Origin of the sequence: Gordonia sp. 852002-51296_SCH5728562-b (genome assembly GCF_001665475.1) — a bacterium.
Classification (GTDB): Bacteria; Actinomycetota; Actinomycetes; order Mycobacteriales; family Mycobacteriaceae; genus Gordonia; species Gordonia sputi.
In genome coordinates this window covers 55,049-68,499 of record NZ_LZMI01000049.1, presented here as the reverse complement: position 1 = coordinate 68,499, position 13,451 = coordinate 55,049, and the positions used below count along the sequence as shown (strand labels likewise).

Genomic DNA, 13,451 nt, shown 5'->3' with positions numbered 1-13,451 from the left:
TTGTGTACGTACCGCCCCGGGCGTCTCGACGACACCACCCGCAGATGTTGCGCAGCTTCCCCACCGGGTCACCATCGACGGCCTTCTCCAGTGAGAATTCCGCGCTATGCGGCGCATCCCGCGGCCCGGATCTGGGCACTTTGGCGCGAGAAATAGGCCTTCGTGGACCGGTTGAACAAAAGGTAGGCCCAGACTGCGGCTACAGCAGCCCACACCGCGACCACCAAGAGCGCCGCCAACGCGAGCAGGCCGACGAGGACGACCCCGACGATCGTGCCCACGACGGCGATCCCGAGTAGCACGAGGCTGATCACCGCGATGGCGCAGTAGAACAAGTAGGGCCCTCTCGACCCGCGAAGCAGCCCGATCGCCAGTCCGAAGTTGAGCAGAAGCCACGCGACCTCGCCGATGATGACGGCGACCTGCGATGGTTCGACCTCTTGAGCGCCCGGCCTTCCTGCGATGAAAAGCAGCAGAAAAGCCCCCGACACCACGCCGAGAATCGATGCCAGCAGCTGCAGCCATCCGAACACCGTGACCTGCACGGGACGCTTCATGGCCAGCATCACCGGATCAACGCCGTACCCCATACCAACGCCCATGGGCGGCCCCAGGTGGTACGCGCCGTTCGGATGCGGATAGTGGCCTGGCGTCTGATAGACCGCCGGCCCGGGAGGCGGGCTTGTCGGTCCAGACCAGAAGTCAGCGGATGTCGCTTGAGGTCGCCGGTCGACGGGCCAGGGGTCGCGAGGCTGCTCCACCTGGCGAGATTACTAACCCCGGACGACGCCGCGCGTCGCCCGACCGGACCACATTGCCGCTAGTCGGCCACGCGATCACCTTGGGCTGGGCTGTGCCATAGCCTGTTTCATTCACTATGGTTGTCGCCCGGTACGTACACAATCCGGTCGTCAGCGCGAGGGCACGACAATAATCGTCGCCGCGCCTCGCTGACGTCACAGTTGTGTACGCACCGCCCCGGGCGATGCCGCGCGTCGCCCGGGGCGGACCACATTGCCGCTAGTCGGCCACGCGATTTCGGCGTCGGAAGACGTGGGTGTCGAAGGCCAGACCGCCCGCCGACGCGAAGCCGACCGCGAGGAGACCCGCGATGAGCGCGAGCGGGAACTCGTAACCGCCATCGGACGCCCAGAACCCATGATCGATGTGGGCGACGAAGATCGCGCCGATCATGTCGATGATCAGCAGCACGGAGACGAGCGGCAGAAGGGCCCCGGCGATCAGCAGAATGCCGCCGATCAGCTCGACCCAGGTCGCGTAGTACGCGGAGAACTCGGGGAAGGGCGCACCCATCTTGGAGAAGCTGGCCTTGGTGCCATCGAGCCCGAAGGTGTGGAGCTTCTGCCAACCGTGCGCGATGAAGATGATGCCGAGGATCACCCGTGCGGCAAAGAGTCCCAGACTGCGGATCGGGTACATGCTGTCACCTTTCTCAGGACGGTGTTCGCCCCTTGCGTTGTTCGTATCGAACATGAATCTAACCGGACCCTAGTCCGTTTACAACCTGACGCGCCTCACGAAACCAACGCTACGGGTAGGGTGAGTTCTCGCGTCCCGATCGAGAAAACGACGCCGAAAAAGCCCAAGCCGGACAAGCTGGACAGGCTCGGGTAGATGGTAGAGCCGAAGAGTCAGCCAGTAGGGCCAGAGACAGGAGCCGTTGCGTGCCGGGAAAGTCGGGAAAGAGTTCACGGCAACCTGTTCTCGGTACACCGGCCGACAGCGTCGACCCCTACCTGCCGGACAACGGCAATCTCGGTTACCGCATCTCCCGCTACGACCTCGACCTCGAATACAAAGTCGCCAGCAACCGCCTCGAAGGCGCTGCGACGCTGACCGCGACGTCGTATGTGGAGCTGGCGCGTTTCAGCCTCGACATGGCGTCGACGCTCAATGTCAGCAAGGTCACCGTCAACGACAGGCGGGCCAGGTACAGCCACCGGCAGCGCAAGCTGTTCATCACCCCCGACTCCCCCATCCAGCCGGGCGGAGCGATGACGATCGTCATCCGCTACAGCGGCACCCCGCGCCCCATCCGAGGCCCGTGGGGCACCGTCGGATGGGAAGAACTGACCGACGGCTCACTGTGCGCCAACCAGCCCAACGGCGCGGCGTCGTGGTTTCCCTGCGACGACCACCCGAGCGCCAAAGCGCCCTACCGCATCTCGATCACCACCGACAGCCCGTACTACGCACTCGCCAACGGCGTGCTCGAGTCCAAACGCGTACGCGCAGCACAGACGACGTGGGTCTACGAACAGATCGAACCGATGTCGACCTATCTGGCCTCGATCCAGATCGGACCATACGAGCACATCCGGCTGGCATCGAAACCCGTTCCGGTGGAAGCGACCCTGCCGTCACGACTGAAGGAGAACTTCCGCGTCGACTTCGGCAAACAGTTGGAGATGGTCGAGGCGTTCACCGAGATGTTCGGCCCCTACCCGTTTGCCAAGTACACCGTCGTGGTGACCGACGATTCGCTCGAAATCCCCATCGAGGCACAGAGTTTCAGCACATTCGGGGCCAACCACTGCGACGGCAGCCGCGACGCCGAGAGGCTGATCGCCCACGAACTCGCCCATCAGTGGTTCGGCAATTCGGTGACACTCGAGCAGTGGCACGACATCTGGCTCCACGAGGGATTCGCCTGCTACTCCGAGTGGCTGTGGAGCCAACGATCGGGCGGACGCAGCGCAGGCGAATGGGCGCGACATTACTACGCCAAGCTCGCCGCCAATCCGGTCCGGGTCACGCTCGTCGATCCCGGCCCGCGCAAGATGTTCGACGACTGGGTCTACAAACGCGGCGCAATCACGTTGCACGCCTTGCGTCTTCGCATCGGTGACGGAAACTTCTTCGCACTCCTGCATCGTTGGACCGAGAAGTACCGCTACGGAACCGTCACGACCGAGGACTTCATCGCGCTCGCGGCAAACTACTCCGACTCCCCGCTGAACGATCTGTGGCAGACCTGGCTGTTCACACCGGAGCTTCCGGCGTTCCCCGAACCGTCCTGACGCCGGGGCATCGATGTGTCGATGACTTCGGGTCCTGATCCCGAGATCCCCGCGGTGTCCGACGGTGCGACCGGGCCCAGCTCCGGCGGGCGCAGCGCCGTCGGTCGCGTCACCATCGCGACGATCATTGCGGCGGCGTCGGGCTACCTGGTTCTGCTCCTCGCCGCACGGCAGCTCGGCGCGATCGGATACGCCGTCTTCGCGGTCTTCTGGGCGGCATACGGCCTCGTCACCGGCGCACAGAACGGGCAGCTCCAGGAGACGACGCGCACCATCCGCGCCGCCTCGGAGACGCGCACACGCCTCGGCCGACCGTTGCTGGTCAACGTCGGTATCGGCGCGGCGCTCGCAGTCATCGTCGCGGCGACGTCGCCGCTGTGGAGCGGCCACGTGTTCGACCAGTACCGCGCGCTGTCGGTGGTGCTGCTCGCGGTCGGGGTCGCGAGCTTCGCGGTGTACGCGCACCTCTGCGGCGCATTGTCGGGGTCGCTGTCGTGGTCGCCGTTCGCCGTCCTGCTGAGCGTCGACGCGCTGATCCGACTGGTCGGCGCGGGCATCGCAGTCGCTTTCGGCTGGGGTGTGCTGGCGTTTCTGGTGATCACGGTGGTCGGCTCGGTGTCGTGGCTCGTGGTGCTCGCAACGTCGTCGACGGCCCGACGCGCCGTCGGATTGCCCGGCGACGTCGACGACCGACGCCTGGCGGGCAACACCCTCACCGCGATGGCGGCCGCACTGGCGTCGGCGGTGGTGGTGATGGGCTTCCCGGTGCTGATCAACGTCACCGCGCGCGCCGACGACGATTCGCGTGTTGTGGGTGCCGTCATCCTGGCGGTCACTTTGACCAGAGCGCCACTACTGGTGCCGCTCAACAGCTTTCAAGGCGTGCTGATCACCCGGTTCGTCGCGGCGCGCGACGCGTTGCTGCGCTCGCTCGCCGTGCCGCTGGCCGCGGTCGTCGTGGTCGGTGCGATCGGCGCGGTCGCGGCGTGGGCGATCGGCTCCTGGCTGCTCACCCACATCTTCGGCGCCGACTTCACGCTCGGCGGCGGCACCATCGCGCTGTTCATGGTCGGCGCCACGGCCCTGGGACTGCTGACCGTCACCGGCGCGGCCACGCTGTCCGTCGGCGCGCACCGGTGGTACGCGGCGGGGTGGTGGGTTGCCGCGATCGCCTGCGCCGCGCTGCTGACCGTGCCGCTCGAGGTGACCGACCGCGTCGCGCTGTCCTTGGTCGTCGGGCCGCTCGTCGGGGCAAGCGTGCACCTGGGCCGACTTGCCACGTTCTCGGGGTAGTCAGTTCGTGCGACGGATTTTCGACGCCGCGCCCGCGATCCGCGCCATGCCGTGGTGCAGCCGCGACGTCGCGTGCAGCCGTGCCGCCCGCGCCGCGCGCGTCCATCCGCGCGCTGCACATCGGCGCGCCTCGCCGTCGAAGAAGGCGTTCTCCTCGGCAAAGCGTCGACCGTCGACCGCCTGCACCGAGCTGACCGACGCGTCGTGGCGGCGGTACCGGAACAGCACGCGCGGGTCGTAGGCGAGCGCCTCCCCCGCGAAGGCGAGGTCGACGAGGAGTGCGAGGTCGAGGACGACGTCGAGGCCCTCCCTGAACCCGACCGCCCGCACGGCATCGGTGCGCCACAGCAGCGACGGAAAGTAGGTCCAGTTGCCGCGATACAGGCTGGTGGCCATCGCCTCGCCGCGCAGGACCGTCGCAGACGACGGCGCGAGCACCGCCTTGATCCGATCCCCGAGCGGGCGCACCACCTGATCGTCGGCATCGATCACCTCGACACCCGGCGCGATCACCGCAGCGTCGGGATGCGCGTCGGCCAGCGCACGGACACCCGCGAGATACCCGGGCAGCATCACGTCGTCGCAGCCCATCACGACGTACCGGTCGGCGGTGACGAGGTCGACGCAGCGTCGAAAATTGCCGTTCACGCCGAGGTTGTGCGCGTTGCGTTCGTAGTGGACGCGGCCGTCGTCGAGGCCGGCCAACCATTCGCGCGGCTCATCGCTCGGATAACCATCGTCGACGACGACGAGCCGAAAGTCGGGGTCCGACTGCTCCAGAACGCTGGTGACTGCCTGCTTGAACTGCTCGACGTCGCCGTAGAAGGGCATCATGACGTCGATAGGCACCCGATCAGGGTAGACGTTGACGCGCCCACGCCTTCCGGGCACGTCCGAAGTGCCCCGCACCTGCTCCGATAGGGTTACCCCCATGACGGAACGCCCCACCAACGACGACGTGTGGTTGGTGATCCCCGTCTACAACGAGGGCGAGGTGATCCGCGACGTCCTGGTCGACGCCTCGAAGACCTTCCCGAACATCGTCTGCGTTGACGACGGCAGCTCCGACGACTCGGTCGCTCAGATCAGGTCAGCAGCGGCCGACGTCGAGAGCACGCAGACCGGCGGCATCCACCTCGTGCGCCATCCGGTCAATCTCGGGCAGGGCGCCGCGATCCAGACCGGGGTCGAATACGCGCGAGCGCGGCCCGGCGCCCAGTACTTCGTCACCTTCGACGCCGACGGCCAACACCGCGTCGACGACGTCATCGCGATGATCGATCGCCTGCGCACCGAGCCCGTCGACATCATCGTCGGCACCCGATTCGCCGACGGCCGAAGCGAGTCGGTGCCGCTGCTGCGCCGGATCGTGCTGCGGACCGTCGTCTTCCTGAGTCCGCGCACGCGCAGGCTCGGACTCTCCGACGCCCACAACGGCCTCCGCGCGTTCAACAAGACCGTCGCCGACCAGCTCGACCTGCTGATGGCCGGCATGAGCCACGCGTCGGAGTTCGTCGCGCTCATCGACCACCATCACTGGCGGGTCGCGGAGCAGCCGGTCACCATCCTCTACACCGACTACTCGCGCGCCAAGGGGCAGTCACTGATCAACGGCGTCAACATCGTCGCCGACGGTCTGCTGCACGGGCGCATGAGGAGATAGCCATGATCGTCATCCAGATACTGCTCCTGCTCGCGGCCCTCGGACTCGTGTGGTTCTTCGTCACCAACCGTGGGAACGCGAGATCATCTGCGGGAGTGAAGCTTCTGTTCGTCGCGTTCGTGGTGTTCGGCGTCTACGCGATGTTCCGTCCCAACGATCTGACGACCGTCGCGGGCTGGGTGGGCGTCGGCCGCGGCACCGACCTGGTGCTCTACTGCCTGGTGATCGCATTCGCATTCACCACTGTCGCAACGTATCTCAGGTTCCGCGAGCTGGAGATCCGCTACGCACGACTCGCGCGCGCCGTCGCCCTGCAGAACGCCGAGGTCGAGAACCGGCGCGACTGACTGCCCCGGCCAGCCTCCAAACGCCTCCCGAACTTGCACACGCGGCTGGTGTACCAGCCGCGTTCACCAGAACGAGCCGCGTCTACGACGCCCCTTCGGCCAGCGACCGCAGATAAGAGGTCACGTCGGCGTAGTCCGGCAGCAGCCCCGATTCGCGTGCGGCGGTCAAACCCGGTGCCGCAGTGTCCTTCTCGGATAATTCGTAGACCAGTGGTGAACCGTCACGCGCGAGCGTCGGCCATTCGATGCCCAGCTCCGGGTCGAGTGGATTGATCCCGTGTTCTGCACCGGGGTTGTAGCCGGTCGAGCACAGGTACGTCGCAGTCGACCCGTCTTCGAGTGCGCAGAACGCATGCCCGAGCCCCTCGGAGAGGTAGACCGCACGACGGTCGACGTCGTCGAGGAGCACCGTGTCGTAGGTGCCGAAAGTCGGTGAGCCGACGCGGATGTCGACGATCACGTCGAGGATCGCACCCTTCGGACACGTCACGTACTTCGCCTGCCCTGGCGGAACGTCGGCGAAGTGCACGCCCCGCAAGACGCCCGCGGCCGACACAGACAGGTTGACCTGCGCGAGGTCGAGGCGGTGACCGATCACGTCGTCGAGCAGATCTCCCTTGAACACCTCGGCGAACAGGCCGCGAGCGTCGCCGTGCTGCACGGGCGTGAACTCCCAAGCACCGTCGATCGACAACGGACGGATTTTCACGCGCGCTCCCTTGTTTCGTGCATCGTGTTCACTCGAAACCCTTACCGCGGGCGAGGATGTCGAGCAGATAGTTGCCGTAGCCCGACTTGCGCAGCGTCTCGGCGCGCGTCGCGAGCTCATCGTCGGACAGGTACCCCTGCCGCCACGCAATCTCTTCGGGCACAGCGATTTTCAGTCCCTGTCGCTGCTCGACGGTGCGCACGAAGTTGCCGGCGTCCAGCAGCGAATCAAACGTCCCCGTATCGAGCCAGGCGGTCCCGCGCGGCAGCACCTTCACCGCGAGCTTGCCCTGATCGAGATAGTGCGCGTTGATGTCGGTGATCTCGTACTCGCCTCGCGCACTCGGCTGCAGGCCACGCGCGATCTCGATGACGTCGTTGTCGTAGAAGTACAGCCCCGGCACCGCGTAGTTGGACTTCGGGGAGGTCGGCTTCTCCTCCAACGACACCGCCCGCCCCTGCGCGTCGAAATCGACGACGCCGTAGGCCGTCGGATTGGCCACCCAGTAGGCAAAGATCGCGCCACCGTCGATCGCCTCGAACCCCTTGAGCTGCGAGCCGAGACCCGGCCCGTAGAAGATGTTGTCGCCGAGCACCAGCGCCACCGACTCGTTCCCGATGTGATCGGCACCCAACACAAACGCCTGCGCCAAACCGTCCGGTGACGCCTGCGTGACGTACGAGATGTCGATACCGAACTGACTCCCGTCACCCAACAGCCCGGAAAACGCAGCGGCATCCTGAGGCGTGGTGATCACCAGGATGTCGCGGATACCCGCCAACATCAGCGTCGACAACGGGTAGTAGATCATCGGCTTGTCGTAGACCGGGACGAGTTGCTTACTCACACCCTGCGTGATCGGGTGCAGCCGCGACCCCGTGCCGCCGGCGAGAATGATTCCACGCATGCAGATCAGACTAAACGGTGCTGCTCACCGGAACACCCCTCCCAACGGCTCGGTACTCTGATGACCCTGCACCCTGCGACCCCTGTGCGCGGGTCCACAGCACGTACGAAGGGAACGACGTTGAAGCTCCTGGTCACCGGCGGAGCCGGGTTCATCGGGGCGAACTTCGTCCTCCGCACGCTCGAACAGCGCCCTGACGCGCAGTTGACGGTCCTCGACAAGCTCACCTATGCGGCCAGCCCCGCGACGCTGGCACCCGTCGCGGATCGCATCAACCTCGTCGAGGGCGACATCGCCGACGCCGCGCTGACCGACCGCCTGATCGCCGACGCCGATCTCGTCGTCCACTTCGCAGCGGAGTCACACAACGACAACTCGCTCGCCGACCCGTCGGCCTTTGTGCAGACCAACCTCGTCGGCACGTACACCCTGCTCGAAGGGGTTCGCCGCCACGACGTGCGGTATCACCACATCAGCACCGACGAGGTCTACGGCGACCTCGACCTCGACGACCCGTCGCGGTTCACCGAGTCGACGCCGTACAACCCGTCGAGCCCGTACAGCTCCACCAAAGCGGGCAGTGACCTGCTGGTTCGTGCCTGGGTGCGATCGTTCGGGGTGCCCGCGACCATCTCGAACTGTTCCAACAACTACGGCCCCTACCAGCACGTCGAGAAGTTCATTCCCCGCCAGATCACCAACGTGCTCTCCGGCGTGCGGCCCAAGCTCTACGGCGACGGCCGCAACGTGCGCGACTGGATTCACGTCGACGACCACAACGACGCCGTCTGGACGATCATCGAGAAGGGCGAGATCGGCGAGACCTATCTGATCGGCGCCGACGGCGAGGTGGACAACCGGACCGTCGTCGAAACCATCCTGGAACTGCTCGGACAGCCGCGCGACGCCTTCGACTTCGTCACCGACCGCCCCGGCCACGACCGCCGCTACGCCATCGATTCGACGCGCCTGCGGACCGAACTGGGCTGGTCACCGCGCTACACCGACTTCCGCTCCGGCCTGTCGGCGACCATCGACTGGTACCGCGCCAACCCCGCGTGGTGGCAGGCCGCCAAGGGCGACGCGGAGGCGAAGTACGCCAGCACCGAACAGGTCATCGGCTGAGCGTGCCGCGCGCCCGCCGGGCGTAGAGCGCGGCGACCACGATCCCGACCAGCGCGGCCATGGTGCCCGAGCCGTGCACTAGCTGGTCTTAGAGTCAGCGACTCGACGCGCAGTTACCTCATCTGTGCACAGCTACCTTCTGCACCGCCCAAGGTGGCTGCACGCACATCAGGTGGCTGTACCGAGAGCCGCCGACCTCAGCCCACACGCCGCACGCCGCCCGAGCATGCCCAGCACCCGACCACTGGCCGACAAGCCGCCGAACTAGCCCGAGCCGCACACCAACTGGTCGAAGAGCCAGCGACCCGGCCCGCAGCTACCTCATCTGTGCACAGCCACCTTCTGCACCGCCCAAGGTGGCTGCACACAGATCAGGTAGCTGTACGGAGAGTCGCCCGACATCAGCCCTCACGCCGCCCGAGCATGCCCAGCACCCGACCCCTGGCCCGTCGTCTCACGTTCGGAGGTCAGCATCGCGGTCGGACACTTTACGCACACGTGCGATAAGTGCTATTCTTGGAATCGCGAAAAGGTCTTCCGGACCTCACTCTCCCCGAAGTCCCATTCATCAATCCCCCTCGACCGCAAGGCGGCAGATGACAACCGAAAACCAACCCACGAACAGCGTGGTCATCAGCAACGTCCGCGACAGCAAGGGCACCATGCTGCGAGTCGTCCGACTCACCGACGACGGTGGACTCATGATCGAAGGCCACGACCTCGGCGGCGGCGTCGAGCAATTCTTCGGTGCCTACGAGTACGAGTTCAAGAAGCAATTCTCGTCCGACGCGGTCGCTCGGCTCCGAGAGCTACTCGGTCTCGAATCCGACGACGAACTGCTGCCGACCATCAAGAATCGGTTCACACACACGGACGACTTGGAGGAGTTTCTGCGAGACAACGGAATTGAGGGGAAGTTCTGGAGCCGGGTGGGTGACTGAGCGCTCCGAATGAGATTGATCGCCACCGAGACATGAACGAGCACCCTTGTCACCACACGGCGCCAACATCCCGGCCCGTCGTCTCATTGAATTACGCAGGCTAACGATTTTCGACGCCGCTACGAATCCCCCAGTACAGAGGTTCGTCCAGCACACACGGCATCGGAGATTCTCATGGTCACAGCTTCACGTATTCGTCGCGGCGTCGTAGCCGCACTCGCCGCGGCAACAATCGCCAGCGGCGCGGCAGTAGCAACAGCACCCAGCGCGCACGCCGCGCCGACACAACCCGGCATCCACCAGGTCGACCAACTCGGCGACCTGACCTACCAGGCACTCTTCGGCGCGGGCGTGCAGGTATACGAGTATGCGACGACGGTTCGCGGCACGTCCGATTCGACCGGGATCACCCCGCGGTACTACTACACCGTGCTCAGGAAGCTGCACAACCCGCGCGAGGGTAAGCCGGGGAGCCTGCGATACGGGTTCGTCGGACTCGGCCCCGGCACACAGCTGCCGGAGGTGTTCGCCCTCTACTCGCGACTGCATCCCGAGCCGCACAACGTCGGCAACTTCTACTTCCGCGTCAACCCTCAGACGCTGCAGCCACTGAGCTACGACCCGCACCCCCTGCCGTGCCCGAAGTTGATCTCCGGCCCCATCGGACCGCTGACCGGCGGCGCTGCGATTCTCGGCAACCGTTGCGGCGGCTGAGCCACTGTGACCGAAAGGCCACCGATGGTCGACCAGGCGTCGTCGCCGATAACAGGTTCGTTTCATTGACTCGCGAGGGATGACACATCCGTCGACCGTCGACACTCTGGAGCGAGAGGGAGGTCTGTCGGGGCGTCGACCATCGGAGGTCAGCATCGGTTCGACCCGCGGTACCGACTCTCGAAAATTGGGGACCCGAGTCGCCACCGCGCTGGTCGCGGCGGCGGTGGCCGGCGGCGTGGCGTTCACCGGAGGCGCCCACGCCGATGCCGCACCAACACACGTATCGATCGTCGACGACGTGGCGAACCTCCCGTACCAGGCACTGTTCGCCGCAGGCGTTCAGGTCTACGAGTTCGCCGGGATCTACCGGCAGGACAGCCCGGGCAGCGCCCCGTACTTCTTCACGGTGTTGCGCAAGCTCCACAGTGCAAACCAGGGCGCTCCCGGCACTCGGCGATATGCCTTCGTCGGACGCGGACCCGGTTCGACATTGCCCGAGGCGTTCGGCATGTACCCGGGTCGACGACCGTCGCCGGATCTGCACCTGCGTTGGACATTCCAATTCGACCCGCGCACCCTGACTCCGACGCTCGGCGGCGTGATGCAGTGCCTCTCGCCGCCGACCGTCGGGCCGATCGGCACGCTCGCGGGCGGTGCCGTGGCGACGCACACCTGCCCGAAGTGACTCGACGCGACATCACGCAGGACTCGCGTGCAGTTCCCGCCCGGATGCCACAATCGGGTATGCGCCCCCTCGACCGGCCGCGCCGCGAACTCGTGGCGCTCTATCGCCGCACCGGTGCCGATGTCCCATACGGCGACCCCTTGCCGTCCCACGGCACCGAGATGGAGGGCTGGTTCTGGCGGCTGACCGACCGGGCAACCGGCCGCGCAGTGGTCGCACTGTGCAGTTGCAACCGCCACGACGCCGGGGACTGGTCGACGGCGGCCATCGTGCTCGAGCCCGGCGCCGTCGTCCGCCAGGCGGCGATCGGTGATGCGGTGGCCGATCCTCGCCGGTTCTCCGTCCGCGCGCAGGAACAGGGGAATCACCTCGATGCCAATCGAGGCGGCATCACTCTGACCATCGACGACGTCACCGTCGACCTGCGTGTCGACAACACCCGACCCTGGCCGAAGGCGTTCGGCGGCGGCGGGGTGTTCTCTTCGATCCCGTTCCTCAACCAGTACTGGCACGCTTACTGTCTTGGCGGCCGGGCGTCGGCAACGGTCACCGGACCCGGCGTGGACTGGCGGTTCGACGACGCCCGGCTCTACTGCGAACGCAACTGGGGTGCCGGTTTCCCGCAGCGGTGGTGGTGGGGCGAGGCGCATGACTTCGACGACGACGTGTGCGTCGCGTTCTCCGGTGGGCTACTCGAACTCGGCCCGGTGAAGCAGGAAGTCACCGGAGTGGTCGTGCGCATTGACTCACGGGTGCTGCGCATCACCCCGCCCGCACTGACCAGCTACCACTTCGACCGGGACACCTGGCACTGGCACATCACCGCGCGCACAGTGCGATTCGCCATCGAGCTCGACGGCCACGGTGTCGGAGAACCGCCCGTGCTGCCGGTGCCGATACCGCACGAGCGGCGCAACGTCGACACCGATTACGAATTCCTCGACGGGACCCTGCGCTGCACCGTGCGGGAATGGGGTCGCGTCATCTACGACGGCACCTCGTCGCTGGCGGGACTCGAGATCGGTGACCGCCCAGCGTGAGCGTCGGCCACGCTCGCTCGCTGAGGGTTGACGGGAACGACATCGCGCAAGAACGCCAACTCGTCGGCGACGACGTCCTCGAAGGCATCACCGACGTAGATGTCGAAGTGGCCGTACGGGTAGATCTTCGCTGTGATGTGCGGATTGCCCTGTACCGCACGCGCTGTCGGACCAGATGGGGCAACACTGTCGGTCTCGCAGATCGCCACGAACGTGGGAATGCCGATACGCGACGCCTTCCGCGCGGGCGAGTACGGCGGAATCGCGAGACCGGTACGCGCGGTGACACGATTGGAGAACGACGCCCCGTCGGGCACCAACGAGACGTAGCCGGACTCGGCGTCGGGTGCGGTCATCAGCGCGGCGTCGTGATCATGTCCGGTGAGCCCCACCGTCACCGGGTCGCGACCCACCGCACTCGACGCAAGGTCGGCGATTGCGCGCGCGGTGACCTTTGCCGACGAGATCGGGTCCAGCGCACCCAGGGACGCGATACCGCTGGTGAAAGGGCACTGCGAAATCGCCGCGGCGAGCCCGGGATGACGCGACGCCAACGTCAACGCGTGACCTCCGGAGAACGACGATCCCCACACGACGACCCGAGCGGCGTCGACCCCGTCGAGCGACTTCGCGTAGGTGATCGCGGCGTCGTAGTCGGCGAGTTGTCTGCGCACCGACAGCAGCTGCCTCGGCTCGCCGTCGCTGTCGCCGAAGTGTCGGTAGTCGAAGACAAGGCATGCGTACCCCGCGTCGGCGAAACGCTCGGCGAAGGCGTCGAGCCTCATGGTCTTGACGCCGCCGAGGCCATGCGCCATCACGATGATCGGCGGATTCGGCACATTTGGTCGATAGAGCCAAGCTCGGATGACGACGCCGTCGGACGTGAACTCCACATCGGTGCGCTCTGACCCCATGATCCCTCGTCTCACTCGCGACCCAGATTCCGGTGAGCACAGCTTGTCAGACCGGGTCTTTCGTGTCAG

15 protein-coding genes are annotated in these 13,451 nt (G+C 66.1%); 9 read left to right on the top strand and 6 right to left on the bottom strand.

Annotated elements, in window-relative coordinates; all coding sequences use genetic code 11:
- Positions 1-104: 104 nt before the first annotated feature.
- Entirely contained in the window at positions 105-590 is a 486-nt protein-coding gene (locus A5766_RS08940) for a hypothetical protein (RefSeq protein WP_156527416.1), read from the bottom strand.
- Between the two features lie 430 nt (positions 591-1,020).
- On the bottom strand, positions 1,021-1,440 hold the full coding sequence (locus A5766_RS08935; RefSeq protein ID WP_005206715.1) for a DoxX family protein: 420 nt from the start codon (positions 1,438-1,440) through the stop codon (positions 1,021-1,023).
- 245 nt (positions 1,441-1,685) lie between these two features.
- On the opposite strand from A5766_RS08935, the gene A5766_RS08930 reads away from it, so the two are divergent.
- Together A5766_RS08930 and A5766_RS08925 are read left to right on the top strand one after the other, a co-directional pair.
- Entirely contained in the window at positions 1,686-3,041 is a 1,356-nt protein-coding gene (locus tag A5766_RS08930) for a M1 family metallopeptidase (protein WP_064904288.1), read from the top strand.
- Between the two features lie 21 nt (positions 3,042-3,062).
- Complete coding sequence (locus tag A5766_RS08925) at positions 3,063-4,334, top strand: hypothetical protein (RefSeq protein WP_005206717.1); 1,272 nt, start codon at positions 3,063-3,065, stop codon at positions 4,332-4,334.
- Here the strand turns inward: A5766_RS08925 and A5766_RS08920 are convergent, their stop codons facing one another.
- A complete protein-coding gene (locus A5766_RS08920) occupies positions 4,335-5,183 on the bottom strand; it encodes a glycosyltransferase family 2 protein (RefSeq protein ID WP_039855948.1) in 849 nt (282 codons plus the stop codon).
- A gap of 82 nt (positions 5,184-5,265) precedes the next feature.
- Here A5766_RS08920 and A5766_RS08915 point away from each other — a divergent pair, with 82 nt between their 5' ends.
- Positions 5,266-5,997 carry a glycosyltransferase family 2 protein gene (locus tag A5766_RS08915; protein ID WP_005206719.1) on the top strand — a complete coding sequence of 244 codons (732 nt, stop codon included), beginning with the start codon at positions 5,266-5,268 and terminating at the stop codon, positions 5,995-5,997.
- Between the two features lie 2 nt (positions 5,998-5,999).
- Positions 6,000-6,344: a DUF2304 domain-containing protein gene (locus A5766_RS08910; RefSeq protein ID WP_005206720.1), complete on the top strand. Its 345-nt coding sequence runs from the start codon at positions 6,000-6,002 to the stop codon at positions 6,342-6,344.
- Positions 6,345-6,426: 82 nt separating this feature from the next.
- Here the strand turns inward: A5766_RS08910 and A5766_RS08905 are convergent, their stop codons facing one another.
- The gene (locus A5766_RS08905) at positions 6,427-7,053 is read right to left on the bottom strand and encodes a dTDP-4-dehydrorhamnose 3,5-epimerase family protein (protein WP_039855951.1); all 627 of its coding nucleotides are present in this window, start codon (positions 7,051-7,053) and stop codon (positions 6,427-6,429) included.
- A gap of 28 nt (positions 7,054-7,081) precedes the next feature.
- Positions 7,082-7,960 (bottom strand): glucose-1-phosphate thymidylyltransferase RfbA, encoded by an 879-nt coding sequence (gene rfbA / locus A5766_RS08900; protein ID WP_005206722.1) that lies wholly within the window; start codon positions 7,958-7,960, stop codon positions 7,082-7,084.
- A gap of 120 nt (positions 7,961-8,080) precedes the next feature.
- Here rfbA and rfbB point away from each other — a divergent pair, with 120 nt between their 5' ends.
- The 5 genes from rfbB to A5766_RS08875 all read left to right on the top strand — a co-directional run bounded on the left by rfbB (position 8,081) and on the right by A5766_RS08875 (position 12,468).
- Complete coding sequence (gene rfbB / locus A5766_RS08895) at positions 8,081-9,085, top strand: dTDP-glucose 4,6-dehydratase (RefSeq protein WP_039855971.1); 1,005 nt, start codon at positions 8,081-8,083, stop codon at positions 9,083-9,085.
- 596 nt (positions 9,086-9,681) lie between these two features.
- Positions 9,682-10,026, top strand: coding sequence for a hypothetical protein (locus A5766_RS08890; RefSeq protein ID WP_005206724.1), 345 nt, complete (start codon positions 9,682-9,684; stop codon positions 10,024-10,026).
- Between the two features lie 174 nt (positions 10,027-10,200).
- Positions 10,201-10,740, top strand: coding sequence for a hypothetical protein (locus A5766_RS08885; RefSeq protein ID WP_005206725.1), 540 nt, complete (start codon positions 10,201-10,203; stop codon positions 10,738-10,740).
- Between the two features lie 79 nt (positions 10,741-10,819).
- Positions 10,820-11,428, top strand: a complete 609-nt coding sequence (locus tag A5766_RS08880; RefSeq protein WP_231894587.1) for a hypothetical protein — start codon at positions 10,820-10,822, stop codon at positions 11,426-11,428.
- Between the two features lie 44 nt (positions 11,429-11,472).
- Positions 11,473-12,468 carry a tocopherol cyclase family protein gene (locus A5766_RS08875; protein WP_064904299.1) on the top strand — a complete coding sequence of 332 codons (996 nt, stop codon included), beginning with the start codon at positions 11,473-11,475 and terminating at the stop codon, positions 12,466-12,468.
- On the opposite strand, the gene A5766_RS08870 is transcribed toward A5766_RS08875, so the two are convergent.
- Positions 12,414-13,382: an alpha/beta hydrolase gene (locus A5766_RS08870; protein ID WP_005206728.1), complete on the bottom strand. Its 969-nt coding sequence runs from the start codon at positions 13,380-13,382 to the stop codon at positions 12,414-12,416. The two genes, A5766_RS08875 and A5766_RS08870, sit on opposite strands and share 55 nt — an antisense overlap.
- Positions 13,383-13,451 lie beyond the last annotated feature (69 nt).

What these genes read in the sequence shown, in the direction of transcription:
- A5766_RS08885 (WP_005206725.1), top strand. Translation starts at nt 10,201, where the DNA reads ATGGTCACAGCTTCACGTATTCGTCGCGGCGTCGTAGCCGCACTCGCC.
- A5766_RS08875 (WP_064904299.1), top strand. Translation starts at nt 11,473, where the DNA reads ATGCCACAATCGGGTATGCGCCCCCTCGACCGGCCGCGCCGCGAACTC.
- A5766_RS08915 (WP_005206719.1), top strand. Translation starts at nt 5,266, where the DNA reads ATGACGGAACGCCCCACCAACGACGACGTGTGGTTGGTGATCCCCGTC.
- A5766_RS08880 (WP_231894587.1), top strand. Translation starts at nt 10,820, where the DNA reads ATGACACATCCGTCGACCGTCGACACTCTGGAGCGAGAGGGAGGTCTG.
- A5766_RS08910 (WP_005206720.1), top strand. Translation starts at nt 6,000, where the DNA reads ATGATCGTCATCCAGATACTGCTCCTGCTCGCGGCCCTCGGACTCGTG.
- A5766_RS08870 (WP_005206728.1), bottom strand. Translation starts at nt 13,382, where the DNA reads ATGGGGTCAGAGCGCACCGATGTGGAGTTCACGTCCGACGGCGTCGTC.
- rfbA (WP_005206722.1), bottom strand. Translation starts at nt 7,960, where the DNA reads ATGCGTGGAATCATTCTCGCCGGCGGCACGGGGTCGCGGCTGCACCCG.
- A5766_RS08935 (WP_005206715.1), bottom strand. Translation starts at nt 1,440, where the DNA reads ATGTACCCGATCCGCAGTCTGGGACTCTTTGCCGCACGGGTGATCCTC.
- A5766_RS08925 (WP_005206717.1), top strand. Translation starts at nt 3,063, where the DNA reads ATGACTTCGGGTCCTGATCCCGAGATCCCCGCGGTGTCCGACGGTGCG.
- A5766_RS08890 (WP_005206724.1), top strand. Translation starts at nt 9,682, where the DNA reads ATGACAACCGAAAACCAACCCACGAACAGCGTGGTCATCAGCAACGTC.
- A5766_RS08940 (WP_156527416.1), bottom strand. Translation starts at nt 590, where the DNA reads ATGGGGTACGGCGTTGATCCGGTGATGCTGGCCATGAAGCGTCCCGTG.